Source organism: Ensifer sp. ZNC0028, assembly GCF_000799055.1.
GTDB lineage: Bacteria > Pseudomonadota > Alphaproteobacteria > Rhizobiales > Rhizobiaceae > Ensifer.
Map to the genome: position 1 here is coordinate 1 of NZ_JTLA01000201.1, position 961 is coordinate 961.

The 961-nt window shown below is 67.8% G+C and carries 1 protein-coding gene; it reads right to left on the minus strand.

The annotated features are described in order from the left end of the window. Positions 1 to 961 (minus strand): tyrosine--tRNA ligase (tyrS, locus tag L981_RS32555; RefSeq protein WP_043626833.1); only part of this gene is annotated, 961 nt, incomplete at both ends.

The window sequence follows — 961 nt, forward strand, 5'->3', positions numbered from 1 at the left end:
CCGCATCCTCGACGACCTCGCCGTCGATCCGGACGCCGCGGCCGGCAACCGCCCGCCGTGCCTCGCTCTTCGATGACGCCAGGCCGGCCCGAACGAGCAGGTCGACCAGCACCACACCGGCGGCGCGCTCGGCGTTGTCGAGTTCGACGGTCGGCAAGCCCGCGGCGGCTTCGCCTTGCCCGAAAGCCTCTCGCGCCGTCTGCTGCGCCCGTTCGGCCGCGTGCTGCCCATGGGCCAGCGCCGTCGCCTCGTTGGCGAGGCGCTCCTTCACCACGTTGAGGTCGGCGCCTTCGGCGCGGCCGAGCCTTTCGATCTCGTCGAGCGGCAGGTCGGTGAAGAGTTTGAGGAAGCGCACCACGTCGGCGTCCTCGGCGTTGCGCCAGAACTGCCAGTAGTCGTAGGGCGACAGGCGATCCGCGTTGACCCAGACGGCGCCTGCCGCCGTCTTGCCCATCTTGACGCCCGAGGCGGTGGTCAGCAGCGGCGTGGTCATGCCGAAGACCTCGGCGCCCTCGATCCGGCGCAACAGATCGACGCCGCCGACGATGTTGCCCCACTGGTCGCCGCCGCCGAGCTGCAGCCGGCAGCCGGTGCGGCGGAACAATTCCAGGAAATCGACCGCCTGCAGGATCATGTAGTTGAACTCGAGGAAACTCAGGTTCTCCTGCTGCTCCAGCCGCGACTTGACGCTGTCGAAGGAGAGCATGCGGTTGACGGAGAAATGTTTGCCGACGTCCCGGAGCATGTCGATCCAGGCCATCCGGTCGAGCCACTCGGCATTGTTGACCATGACGGCATCCGTCGGCCCGTCGCCGAAGGTCAGCAGCCGCTCGAACACTTTTCGGATGCCGGCGACATTGGCCGCGATCTCGTCCTCCGACAGAATCGGACGCGCCGCCGAGCGAAAACTGGGATCACCGATCCGCGTGGTGCCGCCGCCGATCAGCACGATCGGCTTGTG